The 18966-nt window shown below is 70.5% G+C and carries 21 protein-coding genes; 12 read left to right on the forward strand and 9 right to left on the reverse strand.

The window, feature by feature from the left end; translation table 11 throughout:
* Positions 1–9: 9 nt before the first annotated feature.
* Positions 10–516, reverse strand: a complete 507-nt coding sequence (locus P2T37_RS11030; RefSeq protein WP_276233990.1) for a DUF7122 family protein — start codon at positions 514–516, stop codon at positions 10–12.
* Positions 513–1424, reverse strand: a complete 912-nt coding sequence (locus P2T37_RS11035; RefSeq protein ID WP_276233991.1) for an RsmB/NOP family class I SAM-dependent RNA methyltransferase — start codon at positions 1422–1424, stop codon at positions 513–515. The genes P2T37_RS11030 and P2T37_RS11035 overlap by 4 nt, the downstream gene beginning before the upstream one ends.
* An 84-nt stretch (positions 1425–1508) precedes the next feature.
* On the opposite strand from P2T37_RS11035, the gene P2T37_RS11040 reads away from it, so the two are divergent.
* Genes P2T37_RS11040 through P2T37_RS11055 form a run of 4 tightly spaced genes read left to right on the forward strand, consistent with a single transcriptional unit; the run spans position 1509 to position 4768 of the window.
* The gene (locus P2T37_RS11040) at positions 1509–2243 is read left to right on the forward strand and encodes a proteasome assembly chaperone family protein (protein WP_276233992.1); all 735 of its coding nucleotides are present in this window, start codon (positions 1509–1511) and stop codon (positions 2241–2243) included.
* Complete coding sequence (locus P2T37_RS11045; RefSeq protein WP_276236216.1) at positions 2240–2383, forward strand: hypothetical protein; 144 nt, start codon at positions 2240–2242, stop codon at positions 2381–2383. Before P2T37_RS11040 ends, P2T37_RS11045 begins: the two co-directional genes overlap by 4 nt.
* 37 nt (positions 2384–2420) lie before the next feature.
* Positions 2421–3536 (forward strand): pyridoxal phosphate-dependent aminotransferase, encoded by a 1116-nt coding sequence (locus P2T37_RS11050; RefSeq protein WP_276233993.1) that lies wholly within the window; start codon positions 2421–2423, stop codon positions 3534–3536.
* 38 nt (positions 3537–3574) lie between these two features.
* A complete protein-coding gene (locus tag P2T37_RS11055) occupies positions 3575–4768 on the forward strand; it encodes a UbiA family prenyltransferase (RefSeq protein ID WP_382211485.1) in 1194 nt (397 codons plus the stop codon).
* Here P2T37_RS11055 and P2T37_RS11065 read toward each other — a convergent pair.
* From P2T37_RS11065 to P2T37_RS11075, 3 genes are read right to left on the reverse strand one after another with little or no spacing between them, the layout of a single operon-like run.
* Positions 4716–4892 carry a hypothetical protein gene (locus P2T37_RS11065; RefSeq protein WP_276233994.1) on the reverse strand — a complete coding sequence of 59 codons (177 nt, stop codon included), beginning with the start codon at positions 4890–4892 and terminating at the stop codon, positions 4716–4718. The two genes, P2T37_RS11055 and P2T37_RS11065, sit on opposite strands and share 53 nt — an antisense overlap.
* Positions 4889–6073, reverse strand: a complete 1185-nt coding sequence (locus P2T37_RS11070; RefSeq protein ID WP_276233995.1) for a redox-regulated ATPase YchF — start codon at positions 6071–6073, stop codon at positions 4889–4891. Before P2T37_RS11070 ends, P2T37_RS11065 begins: the two co-directional genes overlap by 4 nt.
* 30 nt (positions 6074–6103) lie before the next feature.
* Positions 6104–7261 (reverse strand): polymer-forming cytoskeletal protein, encoded by a 1158-nt coding sequence (locus P2T37_RS11075; protein WP_276233996.1) that lies wholly within the window; start codon positions 7259–7261, stop codon positions 6104–6106.
* 105 nt (positions 7262–7366) lie between these two features.
* Between P2T37_RS11075 and P2T37_RS11080 the strand changes: the two genes are divergently transcribed.
* Positions 7367–7564, forward strand: a complete 198-nt coding sequence (locus tag P2T37_RS11080) for a DUF5800 family protein (protein WP_276233997.1) — start codon at positions 7367–7369, stop codon at positions 7562–7564.
* A gap of 37 nt (positions 7565–7601) precedes the next feature.
* A complete protein-coding gene (locus P2T37_RS11085; protein WP_276233998.1) occupies positions 7602–7739 on the forward strand; it encodes a hypothetical protein in 138 nt (45 codons plus the stop codon).
* A gap of 208 nt (positions 7740–7947) precedes the next feature.
* On the opposite strand, the gene pan1 is transcribed toward P2T37_RS11085, so the two are convergent.
* Positions 7948–9162 carry a proteasome-activating nucleotidase Pan1 gene (gene pan1 / locus P2T37_RS11090; RefSeq protein WP_276233999.1) on the reverse strand — a complete coding sequence of 405 codons (1215 nt, stop codon included), beginning with the start codon at positions 9160–9162 and terminating at the stop codon, positions 7948–7950.
* Between the two features lie 169 nt (positions 9163–9331).
* Between pan1 and P2T37_RS11095 the strand changes: the two genes are divergently transcribed.
* Genes P2T37_RS11095 through rad50 form a run of 4 tightly spaced genes read left to right on the forward strand, consistent with a single transcriptional unit; the run spans position 9332 to position 14009 of the window.
* Positions 9332–9592 (forward strand): MarR family transcriptional regulator, encoded by a 261-nt coding sequence (locus P2T37_RS11095; protein WP_276234000.1) that lies wholly within the window; start codon positions 9332–9334, stop codon positions 9590–9592.
* Between the two features lie 31 nt (positions 9593–9623).
* The gene (locus tag P2T37_RS11100) at positions 9624–9935 is read left to right on the forward strand and encodes a hypothetical protein (protein ID WP_276234001.1); all 312 of its coding nucleotides are present in this window, start codon (positions 9624–9626) and stop codon (positions 9933–9935) included.
* Complete coding sequence (gene mre11 / locus P2T37_RS11105; protein WP_276234002.1) at positions 9910–11319, forward strand: DNA double-strand break repair protein Mre11; 1410 nt, start codon at positions 9910–9912, stop codon at positions 11317–11319. Before P2T37_RS11100 ends, mre11 begins: the two co-directional genes overlap by 26 nt.
* A complete protein-coding gene (gene rad50, locus P2T37_RS11110; RefSeq protein WP_276234003.1) occupies positions 11316–14009 on the forward strand; it encodes a DNA double-strand break repair ATPase Rad50 in 2694 nt (897 codons plus the stop codon). The genes mre11 and rad50 overlap by 4 nt, the downstream gene beginning before the upstream one ends.
* Here the strand turns inward: rad50 and P2T37_RS11115 are convergent.
* Genes P2T37_RS11115 through P2T37_RS11125 form a run of 3 tightly spaced genes read right to left on the reverse strand, consistent with a single transcriptional unit; the run spans position 14002 to position 15023 of the window.
* Positions 14002–14421, reverse strand: a complete 420-nt coding sequence (locus P2T37_RS11115) for a DUF7346 family protein (protein ID WP_276234004.1) — start codon at positions 14419–14421, stop codon at positions 14002–14004. The genes rad50 and P2T37_RS11115 overlap by 8 nt on opposite strands.
* Positions 14418–14795 carry a DUF7322 domain-containing protein gene (locus tag P2T37_RS11120; protein WP_276234005.1) on the reverse strand — a complete coding sequence of 126 codons (378 nt, stop codon included), beginning with the start codon at positions 14793–14795 and terminating at the stop codon, positions 14418–14420. The genes P2T37_RS11115 and P2T37_RS11120 overlap by 4 nt, the downstream gene beginning before the upstream one ends.
* 45 nt (positions 14796–14840) lie before the next feature.
* Positions 14841–15023 (reverse strand): DUF7331 family protein, encoded by a 183-nt coding sequence (locus P2T37_RS11125; protein ID WP_276234006.1) that lies wholly within the window; start codon positions 15021–15023, stop codon positions 14841–14843.
* Between the two features lie 117 nt (positions 15024–15140).
* Between P2T37_RS11125 and P2T37_RS11130 the strand changes: the two genes are divergently transcribed.
* Positions 15141–17927 carry a DNA-directed DNA polymerase gene (locus P2T37_RS11130; RefSeq protein ID WP_276234007.1) on the forward strand — a complete coding sequence of 929 codons (2787 nt, stop codon included), beginning with the start codon at positions 15141–15143 and terminating at the stop codon, positions 17925–17927.
* A 111-nt stretch (positions 17928–18038) separates the two neighbouring features.
* Positions 18039–18950: a Fe-S cluster assembly ATPase SufC gene (gene sufC, locus P2T37_RS11135; protein WP_276234008.1), complete on the forward strand. Its 912-nt coding sequence runs from the start codon at positions 18039–18041 to the stop codon at positions 18948–18950.
* Positions 18951–18966 lie beyond the last annotated feature (16 nt).

The raw sequence follows: 18966 nt of genomic DNA on the forward strand, positions 1-18966 counted from the left end.
AGCGTACCGTTAGAGGTCGCGCCGCGTCCCCTTCGGTATCTGCGAGCGGAGTTCGTCGTGGAGGTAGAGGCCGACGCCGATGGGCTCGGGCGCCCCCCCGATGTCGTGGGTCGCGACGAGGTAGCCCCAGTCGCCGTCCCACCGCTCGATGGTCCGGTCGTGGCCGGCGAGGAACGCTTTCGCCTCGGCCTCGTCGAGGTGGATGACGCAGTCGGTGGCGAGGCCGCCGAACCGCTGGGCGGCGTTCGTCGTCGGCTTCCAGTGCTCGCCGTCGGTCCGGAGGACGGCCATCCCGAGCCCCTGAATCCGGGCGGGCGACGGCACCTCCCCGCGGAACGCCCATATCTTCCCGGACCCGCGCTCCCAGAAGGTGTAGTCGGCCCACGTGTCCTCGGGAATCCCGTAGCGGTCGCGCCAGAACGCGACCACGGCCTCGCGGCTGGGCCTGTCCGCCACCTCGCGGTCGGCGTCCGTCGCGGGGAGGCGGCCGAACCGATGTCCGTCGTTCTCCCTCATCCGGCCACCTCCAGTTTCGCACAGAAGAAGCCGCCAGTGTCGTTGTGGTGGGGGTAGACGCGCTTCGCGCGCGCCACGCTCGGGTCGAACTCGTCGCCCTCCCACTCGGTCACGCCGGGGCGCGTTTCCAGCGGGAGGTCGTACTCGACGACCTCGACGTCGTGGTTCGCGAGCGCGTGGTCGAGGACGGCCTCGTTCTCCTCGGGCGCGAAGGTACACGTCGAGTAGACGACGGTTCCCCCCGGCTTCGTCACCTCGACGGCGCGGTTCAGGATGCCCTTCTGGATGCCGGCGACGCCCTCGACGTGGTCCAGCGTCCACTCGTCCAGCGCGTCGGGGTTCTTCCGTATCGTCCCCTCACAGGAGCAGGGCACGTCCACGACGGCGCGGTCGAACCGCTCGCCGCCGAACGGCTTCAGCGAGAAGTTGCGCGCGTCGGACTTCGTGACGGCGACGTTCGTGAGGCCGCACCGCTCCGTGTTCGAGCGCAGCGCCGACAGCCGCCCGAGGTTGGAGTCGTTCGCGACGAGCAGCCCCTCGTCGTCCATCAGCGCGGCGAGGTGGGTCGTCTTCGACCCCGGTGCCGCACAGGGGTCGAACACCCGGTCGCCGGGCTCGGGGTCGCAGGCGAGTCCCGGGAGCGTGGATACCTCCTCCTGCCCGTAGAGCCAGCCGTGGACGTACGGCCACGTGTTGCCCGGCTTGTCCGTGTCGAGTTCGAGGAGGGTGTCGTTCCAGCCGACGCGCTCGTAGCCGATGCCGGCCTCGTCGAGCGCGCGGACCGTCCGGGGGACGCTCGCCTTCAGCGTGTTGACCCGCACGACCTGCGGGAGCGGGCGCTCGCAGGCGTCGCGGAACGCCCCGTAGTCGTCCACCAGCCCCTCGTAGCGCGAGAGCGGGTCGTCCATACCGGACGGGGGTCGCGGGCGCGCTTGTGGCTTCGGGTTCGCCGCGGGGGCGGGGCTTATCCCGCGACCCGCCCAAGCCGGCGTATGGCCGAAGTGAACATCCACACGGAGTTCGACGTGACGGACCCGACGCTCGTGGAGGGGATGCCCGGCGCGGGCCTCGTCGGCAAGATCGCCGCCGACCACCTCGTCGAGGCGTTCGACATGACGTGGGTCGGCTCCTGCTTCTGCGACGGACTGCCGCAGGTGGCCGTCTACCGGGCCGAGTCGGGCGACACGATGCCGCCCGTCCGCATCTACGCCGACGAGTCGCGCGACCTGCTCGTCCTCCAGTCGGACGTGCCCATCTCCCCGTCGAGCGCCGAGGGGTTCACCGACTGCGTCACCGCGTGGCTCGAGAGCGAGGGCGTCTTCCCGGTGTACCTCTCCGGGCTCCCCGAGGAGAAGGACGGTCCCCCGGCGGTGTACGGCATCGGAACGGGGGCGGGCCGCGACCGCCTCGACGGCGCCGACATCGACCCGCCGCGCGAAGCCGGGCTCATCTCCGGGCCGACCGGGGCGCTCGTCCACGCCGCGAGCGAGCGCGGGCTGGACGGCGTCGCGCTCATCGCCGAGACGGAGGCGCAGTTCCCCGACCCGGAGTCGGCCCGGGCCATCCTGAAACACGGCATCGAGCCGCTGACGGGCATCGAGGTGCCGACGGACGCGCTCGTCGAGCGCGCCGAGGAGATACGCAAGGCGCGCGAACGGCTCGCCCGGCAGGTCCGCGAGAGCGACGACCAGTCCACCGAGGCGACGACCATCCGGGGATTCCAGTGACCGACGACGCCGTCGAGCGGTTCGTCGCCGACGCCGAGCGCGCCTACGAGGAGTACGAGCAGGGCTACGCCGACGCGGACGCCACCCTCCGGGTGCTGCGGAGCCACCTCGACCGGCTGGAGGCCGAGTTGGACGAGTAACGGCAACCGTTATTCCGGTCGCCTCACAGCCTCGGGTATGTCACGCTTCTCCGAGCGCGTCGAGCAGGTCTCCATCTCGGGCATCCGCGAGGTGTTCGAGGCGGCCGGCGCGGACGCCATCAACCTCGGCCTCGGCCAGCCCGACTTCCCGACGCCCGACCACGCCCGACGGGGAGCCATCGAGGCCATCGAGTCGGGCGACGTGGACGCGTACACCTCCAACAAGGGGACGCTCGAACTGCGCGAGGCCATCGCCGACAAACACGCTCGCGACAACGACCTCGACGTGGACCCCGGCGACGTCATCGCCACCGCGGGGGGAAGCGAGGCGCTCCACATCGCGATGGAGGCGCACGTCGACCCCGGCGACGAGGTTATCTTCCCCGACCCCGGCTTCGTCGCGTACGACGCGCTGACGAAACTCGCGGGCGGCACGCCGAAGCCGGTCGAACTCCGCGACGACCTCACCCTCGACCCCGCGACGGTGGAGGCGAACATCACCGACGACACCGCGGCGTTCGTCGTCTGCTCGCCGGCCAACCCAACCGGCGCGGTGCAGTCGCCCGAGGACATGCGCGAGTTCGCGCGTATCGCCGACGAACACGACGTGTTGTGTATCTCCGACGAGGTGTACGAGCGCATCGTCTTCGAGGGCGAACACCGTTCGCCGATGGAGTTCGGCGAGAACGTCGCCGTCGTCAACGCCTGCTCGAAGACCTACTCGATGACCGGGTGGCGCCTCGGGTGGGTGGCCTCGACCACCGACCGCATCGAGCGGATGCTCCGCGTCCACCAGTACGTGCAGGCGTGTGCCTCCGCGCCGGCCCAGTACGCGGCCGAGGCCGCCCTCTCCGGGCCGCAGGACGTGGTGGACGAGATGGTGGCGGCGTTCAACGAGCGCCGCGACGTGCTGCTCGACGGCCTCGCGGACATGGGCCTCGACACGCCGACGCCGCAGGGCGCGTTCTACGCGATGCCGAAGGTGCCCGACGGCTGGGTCGACGCGGTCATCGAGCGCGACGTGGTCGTCGTCCCCGGCGAGGCGTTCGGCGCGGGCGGCGCGGGCCACGCGCGTATCTCCTACGCCGTGAACGTCGAGACGCTGAAGGAGGCGCTCGAAGCGATGCGCGGTGCGACCGCCGCGACCCGGTAGCGCCGAACGCTTTTCGTTCCCGCGACGTATGGTAGCGTATGTCGTTCGCCCGCCGAGACACGGGACTGCGCGCCGACCTCGGGGCGCTGGCCTCGCAGGTCCACCCGGTCTTCATGCTCCCGCCGCTGGCCGCGAGCGGGTTCGGCGCGGTGCTCGCCGGGTCGTTCGCCCCCGCGCCGCTCGCCCTCCACCTCGCGGCGGCCTTCCTCGCGGTGTACACGGCCCACGTGAAGGACGGCTACGTGGACTTCTACCGCCGCGGCGAGGACGACGACCACCCGATGAGCGAGGCCGGGTGTCGCCGCGCGCTCGCGGGCGCCTCGGTCGGGTTCGCCCTCGCGACGGTCGCGCTCGGCGTCGTCGCCGGCCCGGGCGCGGCCGCGCTCGCCGTCCCGATGTGGCTGCTCGGCTTCCTCCACGCGCCGCAGTTCGACACGAACCCCGTGACGACGACGCTCGGCTACCCGCTCGGCATCGCGCTCGCCATCCTCGGCGGGTACTACGCGCAGGCCGGCGCCCTCGCCGCCGAGCCGCTGGCGTTCGGCCTCGTCTTCCTCGTCACGCTCGCGGGGGTGAAGGTGATAGACGACTCGACGGACTACGAGTACGACCGCTCCATCGCGAAGCGGACCGTCGCCGTCGCCCTCGGTCGGGAGCGCGCCCGCGCGTTCGCCTACACGCTCGTGTACGCGGGGTTCGTCCTCGTCCTCCTGTTCTCGGTGGGCGGGACGTTCCCGCCCTCGGCGCCGCTCGCGGCCGTCGCGTTCGGGGTCGTCGCCCTCTACGCGGCCCGGGCCGACGCCGAACTCGCGACGATGCTCCTCATCAGGGGCGCCTACGTCTTCCTCGCCCTGCTCGTCGCGGCGGTGTGGTTCCGCCCGCTCGCCGGGGTACCGCTCCCCGACATCGGCGTCCTCGGTCCGTACACCTACCTCGCGACGGAGGTCGCCTTCGGCGCGCTGGCGTTCGCCCTGCTCGTGCGGGCCGGCGCCCTCGCGCGGGCCGCCCGCACCGTCCTCGTGCTCTACCCGCTCGCGTTCGTCTGGGACTGGTACACCCTCGAAGTGGGCGTGTTCGCCGTCGAACTCGCCACGGGCGTCGAGGCGTTCGGCATCCCGGTTGAGGAACACCTGTTCATGGTCGTGGTGCCGGCGCTCGTCGTCGCCGTCCACGAGACGGTCACAGCTCGCCCCACGCGAGCCACGTCCCGCCGGCCGCGCCCGCCGCGATGAACAGGCTCCGGACGCCGTAGGGGAGGTCGCCGCTCCCGAGCACGGTCGCTTCGAGCGCCAGCCCCGCCAGCGCCGCGACGACGAAGGCTATCGCGGTCGCGCGCCGTCGCTCGGTTGTTCTCATTTCGCCGTGGAGACGATCTTCACCACGTCCCCCTCGGAGAGTTCGTGCTCCTCGCCGACGCGACGGTTCTCCCTCGCGTCGACGGCGTGGAGGTAGCCGTCGCCGATGTCCGAGTGGACGGCGTACGCGAGGTCCTTCGGGGTGGAGCCGCGCGCCAGGAGGAACGCGTCGGGGAGGACGTTCCCCTGCCCGTCGGTCCAGTGCGTCTCGTTCTGGACGGGGAACGCCGTGATGCGGTCGAGCAGGTCGTAAACGGCCGTGTCGATGGCCCCCTGCACGCCCGTCCCCCCGAACTCGGCCATCACGCCGCGGATGCGTTCGAGCCCCTCGGCCTGCGCGTCCGAGAGGTCCCCCAGTATCTCGAAGTCCGGGTCGCCGGGGTCGTAGTCCACGACGCCGGCCTCGGCGGCCGTCCGCAGGGCGAGTTCCCCCTCCGCGGTACAGGGGACGACCGCGCCCTCGGCCGCCTCGCGCAGCGCCTCGACGTTCCCCTCGGGCGCGATGTCGGCCTTGTTCGCGACGACGACGATGGGCTTCGTCTCGGCGCGGAACTCCGCGGCCAGCGACTCCCGGTGGCTGTCCTCCCACGCCTGCGGCGCCTCGGGGTACTCGACGCGCCGGAGGACGCGCGCCACGTCGGCCGCGCTCCCGCCGACGCCCGTCAGCACCTCCGTGAGCGCGTCGTCGATGTCGAAGTCCGGGGAGCGCGACTGTCGCGTCACCGTCTCCCAGTTGCGGTCGAGGATGCCCGCTATCCACAGGTCCATCTCCCGCTCGATGAACGCCACGTCCTCCGTCGGGTCGTACGACCCCGTCTCGACGGGTTCCCCCTCGGCGTTCGTCCCGCCGGAGGCGTCCACGACGTTCAGGACCACGTCCGCGTTCGACAGCGCGTCGAGGAACTGATTGCCGAGGCCCTTCCCCTCGTGGGCGCCGGGCACGAGGCCGGCCACGTCCAGCAGTTCGACCGGGACGTACCGCTTCCCGTCGTGGCAGTTCTCGTCGCCGCACCGCTCCTCGCGGTCCAGACAGGGACAGTCGGTGCGGGCGTGCGTGACCCCGCGGTTCGGGTCGATGGTCGTGAACGGGTAGTTCCCGATGTCCACGTCGGCCATCGTCGCCGCCTTGTAGAAGGTCGATTTCCCCGCGTTCGGCTTGCCGGCGAGCGCGACCGAGAGCATACCCCGGGTATCGTCGCCCGGTAGAAGGGCCTACCGCTTCTCCGCCTCGGCGAGCGCGCCCGCGAGGCCGTCCGGCGACTCCTCGGACTCCGAGGCCGACTCGGCGGCCGCCGTCTCCTCCGCGTCCGGGATGTGGACCGCGTCGTCGTCGGTCGCGTTGTCATCGTCCGGGTCGCCCTCGGTCGCGTCGCCGTCGTTCCGCTCGTCGGCGTCGTCCGCCACCCGCCGCACGGCCTGCTCGACGCGCACGACGGCCGGTTCCGGCTCCTCCTCCTCGACGGGGACGACGGCCGGAACGGGCTCGTCGTCGGCCGTGTCGTCACCGTCGGCCGGTTCCTCCGCCGTGTCGGCCGCCCCCTCCGTATCCACCACCCGCACCGCGTCGCGGGCGCGAATGGCCCCGTCTATCTCCGCGTCGTCGTCGAGTTCGAGCGCTTCACACGAGACGTCGCCGCGGACGTGGACGCCCGCCGCGATTCGGACGGTCCCGCCCCGGGTCGTCACGTCGCCGTGGACCACCGTTCCCGCGGCGATGGCGATGTCGCCCTTCGCGCGGAGGCTGCCGAATATCTCGGTGTCGGCCCCCACGTCCAGCCGCTCGGCGCGGAGGTTGCCGTGCAGCCGGCACTCGCTGCCGATGGACGCCGGCGCCGAGACGCGCCACGCGTCGTCGGAGATGTGCGACGACCGCGGGACGAGCACGGGGTCGCGCTCGCGCCCGTCGCGCATCTCGTTCCACACCTCCTCGGCGGCCTCCTCCTCGCCCAGCCTGAGCAGCTGTGCGAGGTAGATGAACAGGAACACCACGGTCGGGACGGGGTTGCGGATGACGATCCAGCCGTTCGCCTCGAACCCCTCCTCGATGTCCACGTCGTCGCCGATGTCGAGGTCGCCCGACACCATCAACTGGCCCGCGATGTGGACGCGCTCGCCGAGGTAGGCGTCCTCGCCCACGAGGACGTTGCCGGCCACGTCACACCACATGTCGAGTCGGCAGTCGCCGTCGGCCTCGATGTCGCCGCCGAAGCGCACCCGCTCGCCGGCGATGACGTTCCGCCCGCGGACGCCGAACTCCACCGTGGACTGACCGCCGACGACGACGTCCCCGTCGGCCACGAGGTCGTGTTCCTCGACCACCGTGCCGTCGGGGATGGCGAGACGGTCCAGCGGGTCGGACCGCAGTGACATACCCGTGTGTGGAAACGGCTACACATAATCCCTCCGTCGGACGCGCGTCCGACGCGCCCGCGCCGCGAGCGCACCGCTTTTGCCCGCCCGTCGGCTACCGCCGGTATGACCGTTCTCTCCTTCGACGAGCAGGGCGTGGACGTGGTGTACGAGGGCACGGAGTTCCGGCTGGAGAAGGCGCTCATCGAGGACGCCACCGGCAAGTCGTACCCGGACGTGACCGACCACGAGGTGTTACAGCTCGTGGAGAAGGAGCCGGCGCTGTCGGGCGAACCCCGGCGGGTGCAGGACATCCTCGCGTAGCCGGAACCGCTAAGGAGCGCCCCCCGCACGATGCGGTATGGCACTCGACCGCTCGGAGCTCGACCACCCCTCGTGGCGCACCGTCGCCGGGACGGGCGCGAGCTACCTCGTCGTCCTCACCGTGATGTTCGTCCTGCTCTTCGTCGTCCCGTTCGCGCTGTTCTACTTGCTGTAGCCGCCGGTCCCTGTCGTCACCGGCCGACGGCGCGCGTCGCGAGGAAAGACCACCGCGACGAGCGGCCGCCCCCTCCGCCCCTCGCCCGGTTCGGCCACGAAGTCGCACACAGCCCGTCTCCACGGGCGGCTCATAAGCTTCGGTTTCCGGAGATGCCGCTACGCGGTGTGGGCGCTCGAAAACCGACGGCGGCGAGGCTCGGAAGGAATCAGGCGAAGGTCTTCGAGACCTCGTCGCTCTCGTCCTCCTCGTGCTGTATCTTCTCCCACGCGTTCTCGAAGTCAGCCGTCCGAATCTCCGTACGGTCCTCGCGGATGGCGAACATCCCGGCCTCCGTACAGATGGCCTTGATGTCCGCGCCGGAGGCGTTGTCGGCCAGCTCGGCGAGCGCGGCGAAGTCCACGTCGTCGGCGACGTTCATGCCGCGCGTGTGTATCTCGAAGATGAGCTCCCGCCCCTCGGCGTCGGGCTTGGGCACCTCGATGAGGCGGTCGAAGCGACCTGGCCGGAGGATGGCGCGGTCGAGCATGTCGAAGCGGTTCGTCGCGGCGATGATGGAGATGTCGCCGCGCTCCTCGAAGCCGTCCATCTCGGCGAGCAGCTGCATCATCGTGCGCTGGACCTCGGCGTCGCCGCTCGTCTTCGAGTCGGTCCGCTTCGAGGCGATGGCGTCTATCTCGTCGATGAAGATGACCGCGGGCTGGTGCTGGCGCGCGAGCTCGAACAGGTCGCGCACGAGCTTCGCGCCCTCGCCGATGAACTTGTGAACCAGCTCCGAGCCGGCCATCTTGATGAAGGTGGCGTCGGTCTGGTTCGCGACGGCCTTCGCGAGCATCGTCTTCCCCGTGCCCGGCGGCCCGTACAGCAGGACGCCGCTCGGCGGGTCGATGCCGACCTCGTCGAACATCTCGGGGCTCTTGAGGGGGAGCTCGACCGTCTCGCGAACCTCCTCCATCTGCTCGTCGATGCCGCCGATGTCCTCGTAGCTCACGTCGGGTTTCGTCTCGACCTGCATCACGCGGGCGCGGACGTCCGTCTCGTCGTCCAGCACCTTCACGATGGACAGCGAGTTGTTCACGGCGACGCGGGAGTCCGGCTCGATCTCCTCGCGCATCTCGGCGGTGACCTCGGTCAGCGCCTCCTGGTTGTTGCCGTGCTGTTTGATGACGACGCCGTTGTCCGTTATCTCCTGGACCGTGGCGACGAACAGCGGCGACTGCTTGAGCTTCTTGTTCTCGTGGGTGAGCCGCTCCAGCTTCTGCTGGTACTTGTTGTTCTCCGCGTTCGCGTCGAGCAGCTTGTCGCGCATCTCCTCGTTCTGAGCTTCGAGGATGTCGAGCCGCTCGCGCAGCGACTCCAGCTTGTCCTGCTGCGACGCGTCGTCGTCGTACGGCATATCGACGTCGTCGACAGTGTCAGTCATTGCCCCTACGTAGCGGACCGACTCATAAGAGGCTTCGGGTCGGGGGGTTTTCGCCGGTATCGGGCCGCTCACGTCCGCTGCGCCGAAAACGGCTGTTTCGTGCTGTATGAATGTTGGTTATAGAACGGAACAACAAATATTATCAGTCGGCATCTTGTAGCCGTCGGCAATGAGCGCGACAGAGACCGAGACCGACCCGGACGCGGAGGGCTGGGAGGCCGTCCGCGAACTGCCCCCGAGCGCGAAGCTCGTGGCCAAGGCGCTGGAGTACAACGAGCGGCTGACGCAGTCACAGCTCGCCGAGGAGACGCTGCTGCCCGCCCGAACCGTCCGCTACGCCCTCTCGCGGCTGGAGGAGTGCGACGCCGTGGACTCGCGGTTCTCCTTCACCGACGCCCGCAAGCGCGTCTACACCCTCGCCATCGAGTAACCTTTTCACGACGGCCGGGACCACCCGGCCCGTGTCCGACCGCCACGACGCGAAGCGCGCGCTCTCCCGACTCGTCCGCGACGACCCGCTCGACCGCGGCCAGCGCGCGCTCGCCGACCTCGACCGCGCCGCGACGTTCCGCGAGTCCGGGGGCCTCCGACGGCTCCGCGCGCTGGCCGCGACGGACGACGAGCGAGCCGACCGCGCCGCCCGAGTGCTCGACGCCTTTGACCGCCTCGCCGCGGCCGCACGCGGCCGCGACCAGTTCCGCCGCGGTCGCGATACCCCTATACGGGACGGCGGCCAAGCCGGAGGAAATGACACGGGTGATACACACCGGTGACACCCACCTCGGGTACCAGCAGTACCACCTGCCGGCGCGCCGGCAGGACTTCCTCGACGCGTTCCGGCGCGTGGCCCGCGACGCCGTCGAGGACGGGGTGGACGCCGTCGTCCACGCCGGCGACCTGTTCCACGACCGCCGGCCGGCGCTCCCCGACCTGCTCGGCACGCTCTCCGTCCTCCGGGAACTCGACGACGCCGGGGTCCCCTTCCTCGCCGTCGTCGGCAACCACGAGTCGACCCGCGACGGCCAGTGGCTCGACCTCTTCGAGTCGATGGGGCTCGCCACCCGGCTCGGCGACGAGCCGGTCGTCGTCGGCGACACGGCGTTCTACGGGCTGGACTTCGTCCCGCGGTCGAAGCGCGACGCCCTCGACTACGAGTTCGCCCCCCACGACGCCGACCACGCCGCGCTCGTTTCCCACGGGCTGTTCGAGCCGCTCGTCCCCGACTACGGCAACGTCGAGTGGGACGCCCGCGAGGTGCTCGCCGAGGCGAACCTCGACTTCGACGCGTTCCTGCTCGGGGACGAACACACGCCCGAGCGCGCCGACGTCGAGGGGACGTGGGTCACCTACTGCGGGTCCACCGAGCGCGCCTCCGCGAGCGAGCGCGAGGACCGCGGCTACAACATCGTGGAATTCGCCGACGGCGAGGCGCGCATCTCCCGCCGCGGCATCCCGACCCGGGAGTTCGTCTTCGTCTCCGTTGACCTCGCCGAGGGCGAGGGGGACGAGCGCGTGCGCGAGCAGGTCGGGCAGCACGACCTGACGGACGCCGTCGTTATCGTGGACATCGACGGCGAGGGCGACCCGGTCACCCCCGCGCGCATCGAGGAGTTCGCGAGCGAGGAGGGGGCGCTCGTCGCCCGCGTGAAGGACCGCCGGGAGCTCGCCGACCCCGAGACGGACCTCGACGTGACCTTCGCCGACCCGGACGACGCCGTGCGCGAACGGCTGTCGGGGATGGGCCTCTCCGAAGCGGCCCGCGACCTCGACGAGACGGTCCGCGCCTCGAAGGTGGCGGACGCGAACGTCGCCGACACCGTCGAGGACCGCGTCCGCGCGGCGGTCGACGACGGCGACCTCGACGCCTTCGAGCCGGCGTCCGACCCGGAGCCCGAGGCCGAGACGGTCGCCGACCGGATGGAGGGCGATGGCGATACGGCAGACGGGACGAACGGGACGGAGGGGGCGGCCCCCGCGCCCGACGAGGAGAGCGCGGCCGATACCGCGGACGGAGACGCGGCCGACGAAGGAACCGTGGCCGACACCACGGACGACGAGACGACCGACGAGGCGGACTCCCCGCCGGACCCGGCCCCCGCGGAGGAGGTCGCCGAGGCGGGCGACGACGGCCAGCCCTCGCTGGGTGATTACTCGTGAGGTTCGAGCGGCTCCGGCTGTCGAACTTCAAGTGCTACGCCGACACCGACCTCCGGCTGACGAGCGGCGTGACGGTCATCCACGGGCTGAACGGCTCCGGGAAGTCCTCGCTGCTCGAAGCGTGCTTCTTCGCGCTGTACGGCGCCCGGGCGCTCGACCGCACCCTCGACGAGGTCATCACCATCGGCGCGGAGGAGGCCGCCGTCGAACTGTGGTTCTCGCACGCGGGCGGCGACTACCGCATCGAGCGGGAGCTGACGGTCCGCGGCGGCTCCGCGACCACGACGACCTGTGTGCTGGAGGGGCCCGAGGCGACGGTCGACGGCGCTCGCGACGTGCGCGCCGCCGTCGCCGACCTCCTGCGGATGGACGCCTCGGCGTTCGTCAACTGCGCGTACGTCCGGCAGGGCGAGGTGAACAAGCTCATCAACGCCTCGCCGGGCGAGCGACAGGACATGATAGACGACCTGCTCCAGCTCGGGAAGCTGGAGGACTACCGCGAGCGCGCCTCCGACGCCCGGGTCGGTGTCGGTCGCGTCCGAGACAACAAGCAGGGCGCGCTGGAGGACGTGGAGGCGCAGGTCGCCGCCAAGGAGGACGAGGACCTCCACGACCGGCTGAACGCGCTGAAGTCCGAGCTCGCGGACGTACAGGCGGACATCGAGCGCTTCGAGGAGAACCGCGAGAAGGCGCGGACCCAGCGCGACGAGGCCGCCGAGACGCTGGCCGAGTACGAGGAGCGGCAGGCCGAACTCGCCGGGGTGGAGGACGACGTCGAGGAACTCACGGACGACATCGCGGCGGCCGAGAGCGAGCGCTCGGAGAAGGCCGACCGCATCGCCGCGCTGCGCGAGCGCGCCGACGACCTCCGGGCGGAGGCCGCCGACCTGCTCGCCGACACCGAACTCGACGCCGACGACGCGGCCGCGCTCCCCGACGGCGCGCTCGACGAGCGCCTCGCCGACCTGCGCGAGCGGAAGGACGAGGCCGCCGAGCGGATACGCGAGCAGAGCGTCGAGGTGCAGAAGCACGCCGGCGACGCGGAGAACGCCCGCGAGCGCGCCGACGAGCTCGAATCGGAGGCGGAAGCGAAGCGCGAGGAGGCCGACGAGCTCGAAGCCGACCTCGCGGACGCCCGCGACGACCTCGCCGAGACGCGCGAGCGCATCGGGGCGCTCGGCGACGAGATCGAGGACACCCGCGCGACCTTCGAGGACGCGCCGGTCGAGCCGGACGGGGCCGAGTCGCACCGCGACGACGTGGCCGAGCGCCTGAACGGGACGCGCGAGGAGCTCGCGGGCGTCGAGGCGGACCTGTCGAACGCCCGGGAGGCCGTCGCCGAGGCCGAACGTCTGCTGGAGGAGGGCAAATGCCCCGAGTGCGGCCAGCCCGTCGACGACTCCCCGCACGTGGACTCGGTCGAGGCGGACCGCGAGCGCGTCGCCGACCTCGCCGCCGAGGTCGAGTCGCTCGTGGAGCGGCGCGACGACCTCCGCGAGACCCTCGACCGCGCCGAGGAGCTGGTCGCGGCCGCGGACGAGCTCGCCGACCTGCGCGACGACCGCGACCGGCTGCGCGAGCGCGTCGCGGAGCGCGAGTCGCTGCTCGACGACCGCGAGGCACGCGTCGAGACGCTCCGCGGGGAGGCCGAAACCCTCGGTGCCGAGGCCGAATCGAAGCGCGAGGAGGTCGAGGCGGCGGCGGCGCGGGCCGACGCGGCCCGGGACCGGATGGGGGAGCTCAACGGCGAGTCCGCCGACCTGAAGCGGGCCATCGAGCGGGTCGAGTCGCTCGCCGACCTGCTGGACGACGTCGCCGAGGCCGAGTCGGAGGTCGAGTCCCTGCGCGAGGCGCGCGCGAACCTCGCCGACCGCGCCGACCTCCTGCGCGAGCGGCTGAGCGAGAAGCGCGAGCGGAAGGCCGAGCTCGCCGAGGCGCTGGACGAGGGAACCCTCGACGCGGCCGAGGAGAAGAAGGAGAAGGCGGAGGCGTACCTCTCGAAGGTGGAGCCGAAGCTGGACGGGCTCACGGACGAGCGCGACGAGCTACAGACCAAGATCGGCGGCGTCGAGGGGGAGATAGCCCGACTCGGGGAGCTCCGCGAGCGGCGCGACGAGCTCGCCGAGACGGTCGAGCGGCTGGACTCGCTGTACCGCGAGGCGCGCACGCTCCAGGAGACGTACGCGGACCTCCGCGCCGAGCTTCGCCAGCGGAACGTCCGCAAGCTGGAGCGGATGCTGAACGAGACGTTCGAGCTCGTCTACGGCAACGACGCCTACTCGCACATCGAACTCGACGGCGAGTACGCGCTGACGGTGTACCAGAAGGACGGGGAGCCGCTCGACCCCGAACAGCTGTCGGGCGGCGAGCGCGCGGTGTTCAACCTCTCGCTGCGGTGTGCCATCTACCGCCTGCTCGCGGAGGGCATCGACGGGGCCGCCCCGATGCCGCCGCTCATCCTCGACGAGCCGACGGTGTTCCTCGACTCGGGCCACGTCTCGAAGCTCGTGGGGCTCATCGAGTCGATGACGGAGCTCGGCGTGGACCAGATACTCGTCGTGAGCCACGACGACGAACTCGTCGGCGCGGCGGACGAACTCGTCACGGTGCGGAAGGACCCCACCTCGAACCGCTCGTCCGTCGAGCGGGCCGACGCCGCGGACGCCGCGGCGCTGTCCGCGTTCAACTGACGCCGACGAGCGCCGCGACCGCCGTCTCGCCCTCCGCCGTGAGTTCGTAGCCGCGCTCGCCGGCCACGGTCGTCTCCGCGACGAGGCCCGCGGCCCGGAACTCCGTGACCGTCCCGAGCGCGTCGGACTCGCAGAGGTCGTACTCGTTCATGAGGTCGCGGACGGCGACCGGCCCCCGCGAGAGCTCCACGAGCAGGCCGAGCGCGCGGTCGTCGCGGGTCGCGCGGACGAGCCGCCGCAGGGGCTCGGGGACGGCCGCGGCGGCCGTCTCCAGCGGGCCGTCGTCGAGCGTCGAGAGCTCCGCCGTCGGGAGGTACCGCTCCTCGCCCGTCTCGGGGTCCCGGACGCGCGAGGTGTCGCTCGACCGTTTCACGAGCAGGTAGCGGTCGCCGTCGTGTTCGACGGTCCTCACGCCTCGACACCTCCGTCGTCCTCCTCGGGGTCCTCGCTCCCGTCGTCGCTCGTCGCGCGGTCGTACACCCGGTAGGTGCGGTAGAGCGCGACGGCGCCGACGGCGAACAGCCCCCCGCCGAGCGCCAGCCGGCCCTGGAAGTAGACGAACATCGGCGCGACGGAGACGGCGAGCACGCCGACGTTGGCGAGCACCACGGCGTTCCAGAACGCGTCGGCGAGGTCCCCGCCCTCGGCGTCCGTCTCCGGCGGGGACGGCGAGACGGGGTCGGGCCCGAGGCTGGTCGGGTCGAACTCCTCGGGTTCGTCCGGCCAGCCGCCGTCGTCGCCGGCGGACCGGAGCCGTTCCTTCACCGGGCGTCGCTTGTCGCTCACTACCCCGCGGGAGGTGCCGCGCGCCGAAAAGGGTTCGTCCGTCGGTCAGGCCATCTCGTCGAGGCGGACCGCGGTCCCGGCCTGGAGCCAGGCGGTCGGCTCCGCCGCGTCGTAGAACACGACGCCCTCGTCCGTCTCGTACGCCTCCACGGTGAGTTCCGCCGCTTCGGGTGCCGTCTCCGGGCTGTCCACGTCCTGGGTGGGGGACTCGGGCATGTCGTGTGTCACCGAAGTGTGGTATGCCGTGTCATGGTATATGCCTTGCGGCCCCGGGAATACCCGCCGTCCCGCGGTCGGCGGGGCGCCACCGATGTCTTTACCGGGGGCCGCTGGTAAGGACGCCCAATGAACGACGGCAACGCCAGCCTCGCCGACTTCGGCGGGGGCGCGGCCGACCCCGCGGACGAGGACGGCGAGGAGGCCGAGGCCCGCCACGTCACCGAGGGCGACGAGGTGGCCGAACTCGTGGACCTCTCCGAACACCGCTTCCCCGAGGCCGACGGCGTCGTCGAACTCGCCGTGACGCAGGTGGACTACACCGTCGAGGGGTACGGCGACGACGAGTACCCCGTCCTCCACGTGTTCGGGCGGACGCCCGACCGCGGGACCGAACACGTCCGCGTGCTCGACTTCCAGCCGTACTTCTACACGCCGGTCGCCGACCTCACCCACGAGGAGCCCGAGGAGGACCGCCCGCTCCGCGAGTCGGACTTCGCCGACGACCGGCTGATGGAGGAACGCATCGTCGGGCTCGAAACCGAGGGCGACCTCGACCCGACGCTCGACGCGCCGGCCTCCGATGAGGTCGCCGTCTACGAGTCCATCCGCGGCGAGGACCTCGTCAAGGTGTTCGGCCAGACGCCCCGCGACGTGGGGCAACTGCGCGACCGCTTCGACCACTACGAGGCGGACATCCTCTTCCCGAACCGCCTGCTCATCGACAAGGACGTGACTTCGGGTATCTCCGTTCCGGCCCAGCGGGCCGACGACGGCACGCTGAAGGTCCACCACGGGCAGGTCGCGCCCGTCGACCTCGACGTGGAGCCGCGCGTCCACACCCTCGACATCGAGGTGGACGACCGCTCGGGCTTCCCCGAGGACGGCGAGGAGCCGGTCATCTGCATGACGACCCACGACTCCTACGACGACGAGTACGTGGCGTGGCTATACGACGCGCCCGAGGCGACCGTCGATGCCCCCGAGTCGCTCGACGGTTTCGAGTTCTGGGAGGACGGCTCGGCGGCGGACCTCGACCTCCGCGTGTTCGACAGCGAGGAGGGGATGCACGAGGCGTACCTCGACTACCTCGACGACACGGACCCCGACGTGCTGACGGGGTGGAACTTCGACGACTTCGACGCGCCGTACTACGTCGCCCGCCTCGACGAACTCGGCCTCGAATCCGACCGCCTCTCGCGCGTGGACGAGGTGTGGGACTCCGGGTGGGGGGGCCCGAACATCAAGGGACGCGTCGTCTTCGACCTGCTGTACGCCTACGAGCGCCGACAGTACTCCGAACTCGACTCCTACCGGCTGGACGCCGTCGCCGAGCAGGAACTCGGCGTCGGCAAGGAGCGCTACACGGGCGACATCGGCGACCTCTGGGAGAACGACCCCGAGCGCCTGCTGGAGTACAACGTCAGGGACGTGGAGCTCTGCGTCGAGATCGACCGCAAGGGCGACCTCATCCCGTTCTGGCAGGAGGTCGCCTCCTTCGTCGGCTGTAAGCTGGAGGACGCGACGACGCCCGGCGACGCGGTGGACCTCTACATCCTCCACAAGGTCCACGGCGACTTCGCGCTCCCCTCGAAGGGGACCGTCGAGTCCGAGGACTACGAGGGCGGGGCCGTCTTCGACCCGATCTCGGGCGTCCGCGAGAACGTCACCGTGCTCGACCTGAAGAGCCTCTACCCGATGTGTATGGTGACGACGAACGCCAGCCCCGAGACGAAGGTCGACCCCGCCGAGTACGACGGCGAGACCTACCGTGCGCCCAACGGGACCCACTTCCGCAAGGAGCCGGACGGCATCATCCGGGAGATGGTGGACGAACTCCTCACGGAGCGCGAGGAGAAGAAGGCCGCCCGCGACGAGCACGAGCCCGGGACGGACGCGTACACGCGCTACGATTCCCAGCAGGCCGCGGTGAAGGTCATCATGAACTCGCTGTACGGCGTGCTGGGCTGGGACCGGTTCCGCCTGTACGACAAGGAAATGGGCGCGGCGGTCACCGCCACCGGCCGGGAGGTCATCGAGTTCACGGAGCGCTCGGCGAACGAGATCGGCTACGAGGTCGCGTACGGCGACACCGACTCCGTGATGCTCGAACTCGGCCCCGACTACACGAAGGAGGATGCGCTCGACGCCTCCTTCGAGATAGAGGAGCACATCAACGGCTCGTACGACACGTTCGCCCGCGAGGAGCTGAACGCCGAGGAGCACCGCTTCCAGATCGAGTTCGAGAAGCTCTACCGGCGGTTCTTCCAGGCGGGCAAGAAGAAGCGCTACGCCGGCCACATCGTCTGGAAGGAGGGGAAGGACGTCGACGACATCGACATCACGGGCTTCGAGTACAAGCGCTCGGACATCGCCCCCGTCACGAAGGAGGTCCAGAAGACGGTGCTGGAGATGATCGTCAAGGAGGGCGACGTGGAGGGCGTCAAGGACTACGTCCACGACGTCATCGTCGACTTCCGCGAGGGGGACCGCCCGCTCGACGACATCGCCATCCCCGGCGGCATCGGGAAGAAACTCGACGCCTACGACACGGACACGGCCCACGTCCGCGGCGCGAAGTACGCGAACCTCCTGCTCGGCACCAACTTCCAGCGCGGGTCGAAGCCCAAGCGGCTCTACCTGTCGAAGGTCCACCCGGCCTTCTTCGAGCGGGTCGAGGCCGAGCGGGGACTCGACGCCCGCCAGAACGCGCTGTACGGCGAGTTCAAGCGCGACCCGGACGTCATCTGCTTCGAGTACGCCGACGAGGTGCCCGAGGAGTTCAACGTCGACTGGGACGTGATGCTCGACAAGACGCTCCGCGGCCCCATCGAGCGCATCCTCGAAGCGCTGGACGTCTCGTGGGAGGAGGTCAGAGACGGGCAAGAACAGACCGGATTGGGCTCCTTCATGTAATACCTGCCCTCGGCTCCCTTTCGGAGAAAATTATTTTCCGATAGCACAACTCGGCCCGGGCGAACCCGTAAGCATTAACCCCGTTCTCCGCTAGTATCCGGCTGTTCTACAATGGCAACGCTGGAGATCAAGAACCTGCACGCGAAGGTCGCCGAGGAGGGCGGCGAGACCATCCTCCGCGGCGTCGACCTGGAAGTATCGTCCGGCGAGATTCACGCCCTGATGGGGCCGAACGGTTCGGGCAAGTCGACGACCGCGAAGGTCATCGCCGGCCACCCGGCCTACGAGGTCACCGACGGCGAGGTCCTGCTCCACCTGGAGGAGGGGGAGTTCGGCGAGGACATCGACATCGACGAGGAGACCGCGACCTGGAGCCTCCTCGACCTCGAACCCAACGAGCGCGCGGCGCTCGGCATCTTCCTCGGCTTCCAGTATCCGGCGGAGATCGAGGGCGTCACGATGGTGAACTTCCTGCGGACGGCGCTCAACGCCAAACTGGAGGAGCGCGAGGAGCTGTTCGAGGGCGACGACGCCGAGGAGGAAGAGGAGGAGGAGGCGGGCTACGACACCTCCCCGATGGAGGGGAACCCGGACGACGGCGAGGTCGGCGTCGCGGAGTTCCAGCAGCTCCTCCAGGAGAAGATGGAGCTGCTCGACATGGACGAGCGGTTCGCCCAGCGCTACCTGAACGCTGGCTTCTCCGGCGGGGAGAAGAAGCAGAACGAGGTGCTGCAGGCCGCCATCCTCGAACCGTCCATCGCGGTGCTCGACGAGATCGACTCCGGGCTGGACATCGACCGCCTGCAGGACGTCTCGAACGGTATCAACGCCCTGCGCGACGAGGTCGGCACGGGCATCCTCCAGATCACCCACTACCAGCGCATCCTCGACTACGTGGAGCCGGACTACGTCCACGTGATGCTCGACGGCAAGGTCGTCAAGGAGGGCGACGCCTCCCTCGCCGAGGAGCTGGAGGACAAGGGGTACGACTGGATCCGCGAGGAAGCCTACGAGACCGCGTGACGCGGTGACAGCCTGA

It is taken from the genome of Halosegnis marinus (genome assembly GCF_029338355.1).
Classification (GTDB): Archaea; Halobacteriota; Halobacteria; order Halobacteriales; family Haloarculaceae; genus Halosegnis; species Halosegnis marinus.

Coding starts and splice junctions, on each gene's coding strand:
- P2T37_RS11030 (WP_276233990.1), bottom strand. CDS start 516: ATGAGGGAGAACGACGGACATCGGTTCGGCCGCCTCCCCGCGACGGAC.
- P2T37_RS11035 (WP_276233991.1), bottom strand. CDS start 1,424: ATGGACGACCCGCTCTCGCGCTACGAGGGGCTGGTGGACGACTACGGG.
- P2T37_RS11040 (WP_276233992.1), top strand. CDS start 1,509: ATGGCCGAAGTGAACATCCACACGGAGTTCGACGTGACGGACCCGACG.
- P2T37_RS11050 (WP_276233993.1), top strand. CDS start 2,421: ATGTCACGCTTCTCCGAGCGCGTCGAGCAGGTCTCCATCTCGGGCATC.
- P2T37_RS11055 (WP_382211485.1), top strand. CDS start 3,575: ATGTCGTTCGCCCGCCGAGACACGGGACTGCGCGCCGACCTCGGGGCG.
- P2T37_RS11065 (WP_276233994.1), bottom strand. CDS start 4,892: ATGAGAACAACCGAGCGACGGCGCGCGACCGCGATAGCCTTCGTCGTC.
- P2T37_RS11070 (WP_276233995.1), bottom strand. CDS start 6,073: ATGCTCTCGGTCGCGCTCGCCGGCAAGCCGAACGCGGGGAAATCGACC.
- P2T37_RS11075 (WP_276233996.1), bottom strand. CDS start 7,261: ATGTCACTGCGGTCCGACCCGCTGGACCGTCTCGCCATCCCCGACGGC.
- P2T37_RS11080 (WP_276233997.1), top strand. CDS start 7,367: ATGACCGTTCTCTCCTTCGACGAGCAGGGCGTGGACGTGGTGTACGAG.
- P2T37_RS11085 (WP_276233998.1), top strand. CDS start 7,602: ATGGCACTCGACCGCTCGGAGCTCGACCACCCCTCGTGGCGCACCGTC.
- pan1 (WP_276233999.1), bottom strand. CDS start 9,162: ATGACTGACACTGTCGACGACGTCGATATGCCGTACGACGACGACGCG.
- P2T37_RS11095 (WP_276234000.1), top strand. CDS start 9,332: ATGAGCGCGACAGAGACCGAGACCGACCCGGACGCGGAGGGCTGGGAG.
- mre11 (WP_276234002.1), top strand. CDS start 9,910: ATGACACGGGTGATACACACCGGTGACACCCACCTCGGGTACCAGCAG.
- P2T37_RS11130 (WP_276234007.1), top strand. CDS start 15,141: ATGAACGACGGCAACGCCAGCCTCGCCGACTTCGGCGGGGGCGCGGCC.
- sufC (WP_276234008.1), top strand. CDS start 18,039: ATGGCAACGCTGGAGATCAAGAACCTGCACGCGAAGGTCGCCGAGGAG.